This window comes from Enterococcus sp. 3H8_DIV0648 (assembly GCF_002140655.1).
Taxonomy (GTDB): Bacteria; Bacillota; Bacilli; order Lactobacillales; family Enterococcaceae; genus Enterococcus_A; species Enterococcus_A hulanensis.
The window spans coordinates 1,206,001-1,210,374 of the sequence record NZ_NGLG01000002.1; the positions used below are offsets into that span (position 1 = coordinate 1,206,001).

Consider the following 4,374-nt stretch of genomic DNA (forward strand, 5'->3'; position numbering starts at 1 on the left):
GGTTGAAAACAAACTGGTAGTATTACTCAATAAGTGAAAGCGTTTACTTTTGAATGAAAATTACGAGAGAGTGTATTAAAATGCCGCCGAAGGAATAAGTGTGGATGTTACAGAGCATTCATATGAAGATCTCAGGTAAAAGGATCGTAGTTGGACAAAACTCTGGAAAGTATAATTATACACCGAAGGGGCAATCATAGGAGATTATTGGCCTAATGAGAATCTCTCAGGTTAAATGACAGAGGATACCTGTACAAGGGACAGTTATCCTCTTTTTTGATGTGGGGAAAGGGAAACGCGAAGATATATTTGTTACCTTTTTCACATGTGAATATATTATTTAAATAACTTGATTATAGTTATATTTGGAAGGGCGCTTAATCGATCGAAAGGCTCAGGCAAGCGTTAAAAGAAAGAATATCGGACTGTTAAACGCGCCATGCTTTTGAACGTGCGGGTCGTTAAAACAGCCGTTAGCTATATAAATTTATGAGGGAGGGCAGGGTTACATCAATCATTAAAAAAGGAGATAGGATATGAAAGAAGGAAAACGCATTTTTTATGGCTGGTGGATTGTTGCGGGGTGTGTCGCGATTACGGCGACGATGGTCCCGTTGGTTATGTCCTTATCAGGAAAATATGCGCTGGCCGTGATTGACGAGCTGCAAATCAGTCGTAGTCAGTTTATGCTGGTAAACACCATCGTCCAATTGATCGGTATCTTTTTATCACCGATCGTATCGAAACGAATTGCCTCTGGTCAAATGAAAGTATTGCAAGTTGTCGGCGTTATTGGCTTTTGTATTAGTTATTTTACTTATTCGCTTGCTCAAGGAGCGGTCCATCTGTATATTTCCTCTATCTTTGTGGGGCTCTTTTATTGGGCATCTACGATAATCCCAATTACTTACATGATCACGATGTGGTTTAAAGAAAAACGCGGGTTAGCCATGAGTATAGCGATGGCCGGAATTGGTCTTGGCGGAACGATCTTTTCTCAAGTCATCACCATGTTTTTGAATAATTACGGCTGGCGCACAACCTATCAATTAATGGCGGGAATCGCGTTAGTGTGTTCATTGCCGATCGTTCTATTTGTTTTTAAGAGCTCTCCTGAAGAAAAAGGTCTGGTGGCTTTTGGCGCAAATGTTGCACCTGCGAATCAATCAGAAGGCGCGATTGAAGAAAGCAAAAATTCTTCTATCACGGTCAAGGCTTCCTACAGCAAAGTGTTCTTCATATTAGCCATGATGGGGATGTTTTTAAACGGTCTGATCAATACGGGGGCGCTATCTAATTTCCCGGCGGCTATCCAAGAGATGCACGATCCAGCAACTTCGGCTAATATCATTTCTATTTATTCCTTTGTGGGGATTTTTGGTAAACTGATTTTGGGATGGGTAAATGACCGCTTCGGTGTGGTTGCCAGCAGTGTTTTCGGCTGCGGCTCATTTCTGTTGGCCTTTATTTTGATGTTGTTCGGTGATAGTTTGGGAATTATGTATTTGATGGCCTTTGCCTTTGGTTTGGGAACGCCAATCGGAACCGTTTCTCCGCCATTGATCACTGCTGGCGTTTTTGGACAAAAGAATTATCCCGAAGCGTACGGCTTAGTCAGCAGTGTAGGCACGATCGGAACGGCCTTAGGTTCTGTTTTTGTAGCTAGCATTTTGGATGCGTCAGGCTCATACCAGACCGCTTGGTTATTTATGATCGTCTTTACCGCATTAACTTTGTTCGGATGGGTTGGCTCTTATGTGACTTCACGAAAATATTTTACTGGAAATGCAGAACTGTCAGAAACGGTTGATTAAGAAATTAATTTATAGAGCACTAGCAAAAAGGAGGAAATGAATTTGAATTTAAAAGAACAGCTATTTACGGAACTGCGTAAAAAAGAAGATCGTATGATCGAAATTCGTCGTTATTTGCATGCACATCCGGAATTGTCTTTTTACGAGACAGAAACGGCAAAATATATTGTCGATTTCTATAAAAACAAAGATTTGGATGTTACGGTGGAAAGTCATATCAATGGAGAAAATGGCGTCATTGTGACGATTGATTCAGGAAAGCCAGGAAAAACATTAGCCATTCGCGCTGATTTTGATGCTTTACCAATCGAGGAAGCGACTGATTTGCCTTTTGCCTCTAAAAACGAAGGAGTTATGCATGCTTGCGGTCACGATGCGCATACTGCTTATATGCTGGTTTTGGCGGAAACATTAGCGGAGATGAAGGATCAGCTTCATGGAAAGATCAAGGTTTTCCATCAGCCGGCGGAGGAAACACCTCCCGGAGGCGCTATCGGAATGATCAAGGCAGGCTGTTTAGAAGGGGTAGACAACGTTGCCGGCATTCATGTAATGAGCAACTTTCCTTTCGGCAAAGTATTTTATCGCGAGGGGGAAGTCCAAACAGCACGTTCCTTCTTCAAGCTGACGATCAAAGGCAAGGGCGGTCACGGCTCTTCGCCTCATGAAGCCAATGATGCGATCGTTGCGGGGAGTTATTTTGTGACGATGCTTCAAACGGTGATCAGCCGTCGGATCAATCCTTTTGATATGGGTGTGGTTACGATCGGTTCCTTTGATGCAAAAGGACAGTTTAATATTATTAAGGATCAAGTCGTATTAGAAGGGGACGTCCGTTCCATGAGTGCGGAGGCGCGGAAAGTTATTGATGGAGAAATAAAGAAAGTCTGCGAAGGCGTCGAAGCAGCCTTTAGTGTGAAGTGTGAATTAGATTACACAACCGATTATCCGGTCTTGTATAATGATCCAGCATTCACTCGACAAGCAGCGGAAATCTTGAAAAATACGAAATTGGATCGCGTAGAATCAGTTGAGATCACCAAACCGATTCCGCCATCTGAAGATTTCTCTTATTTCGCTGAAAAAGTGCCAAGCACCTTCATCTATGTCGGTGCCGAAGTGGAAGACAAAGCAGTCTATCCGCATCACCATCCTAAATTCGACATCAATGAAAAAACACTTTTGATCTGTGCCGAGGTCATGGGCAGTATCGTTGTCGATTATTTAAATGAAGAATAGTTAATTGAAGCCGCAGACAAGTGCATGTCTGCGGCTTTTTCAATTAATAAAGCTAAAGATCTATGACTGAAATCAAATGATTCATTCAGAAGATACACTATTAAAAAAGCAAAATGGCGAATCCAATCTTCTGATTGCATTGGTCATTTTGCTTTTTATTAGCCTTTATTATATAGAAGAAACAGAAATCAGCTTTTCATTGATAAATTTAAAAACTGGTTAAGCTGACGCAAGACTCATTAGTAAATAAGATGGATACCTATTGATAAGTCAAGACCATTTCAATGGCCTGTTCATAATTTCCAAATTTCTTCCCAAAGAGATTGATACCGCCCTTATTTATCGCATCCTCTTCAACACCGATCGTTAGTTTAATGAATCCTGAATCATCAAGATTGAGGTCAGAAAGTCTGTATTCACTAACCCGATGATTATCTAGAAAGGTTCCTTCGTGTGAAATTTTGATATTTTTCAAAAGCCCATACTGCGTACGGTTCGATTCCCACCATTCTGGATTTAGCTTTCCTCGTATTTGACCAAAATCGCCCGGGGAAGTCCACGTACAGATCGGCAGGTCATTGATAGAAAAAGTAATATCCGATGGCCAATCCTCGTTAAAATTTGCTACCTCAGAGCAAAGCTCCAGACTAAACGCCAGACTATCCAATCTTTTTGATTCGGGTAGCTTCTTTTTAGGAAAATTGTAGGAAATGAAGCCTTGTCTAAACCAAATCAGCTCTGCATTCATCCGTTCAGGTGTAAAGAATTCTGTAGGGTCATCCTCCACAATAATCTCACGCTCGCTGGCCATTCCGCAACTACCATCAATTTGATAATCAATGAATTGTCCGATCGGCATATCGTAACTGATGGTGTTTTGACTATTGAAGAGTTCTTCATCTTCGTTATTTAAGCAGATCAAAATATCAAAAAAGTTCTTGCTGCAGACCTTGACCACCCCGCGTTTACCCGGGTGTAATTCAGTGATCACTAGGCCGGCATTTTCTAACACTTTTACGTTACTTGAGGCAGTAGAAAAAGGGATGTCCAATTGTTTGCTGATCTCGATGACACTCAAATTGTTGTATTTTAAGAGTTCTAAAATGGCTACTCTGACATCTGTGGAAAGAGCGTGACAGACGCGAATCATTTCTTCTTTTGATGAAAATCCTGTTTTAAGCATAAGACCCTCCTTAAGTGTTTATAGAGTTATTTTATCAGAATTGATTCAAAAAAAATACCTCTATGATGGAAATAAAGTCGAAAATAAGTGATTTTAAAAGCATTGACAGCGTTTTCTCAGGCTGTTATTATCGAAGCA

At 40.9% G+C, this 4,374-nt stretch carries 3 protein-coding genes and 2 riboswitches; of the genes, 2 read left to right on the forward strand and 1 reads right to left on the reverse strand.

The window, feature by feature from the left end:
- Nucleotides 1–53 precede the first annotated feature (53 nt).
- Nucleotides 54–157, forward strand: a riboswitch (glycine riboswitch).
- A gap of 3 nt (nt 158–160) precedes the next feature.
- Nucleotides 161–244: riboswitch (glycine riboswitch) on the forward strand.
- 292 nt (nt 245–536) lie between these two features.
- Both A5875_RS21980 and A5875_RS21985 read left to right on the forward strand, forming a co-directional pair.
- Nucleotides 537–1,814, forward strand: a complete 1,278-nt coding sequence (locus tag A5875_RS21980) for an MFS transporter (protein WP_088935686.1) — start codon at nt 537–539, stop codon at nt 1,812–1,814.
- A 36-nt stretch (nt 1,815–1,850) separates the two neighbouring features.
- Complete coding sequence (locus A5875_RS21985; RefSeq protein ID WP_088935687.1) at nt 1,851–3,053, forward strand: M20 family metallopeptidase; 1,203 nt, start codon at nt 1,851–1,853, stop codon at nt 3,051–3,053.
- Between the two features lie 259 nt (nt 3,054–3,312).
- Here the strand turns inward: A5875_RS21985 and A5875_RS21990 are convergent, their stop codons facing one another.
- Entirely contained in the window at nt 3,313–4,236 is a 924-nt protein-coding gene (locus A5875_RS21990) for an ArsR/SmtB family transcription factor (RefSeq protein ID WP_088935688.1), read from the reverse strand.
- Nucleotides 4,237–4,374: the final 138 nt, after the last annotated feature.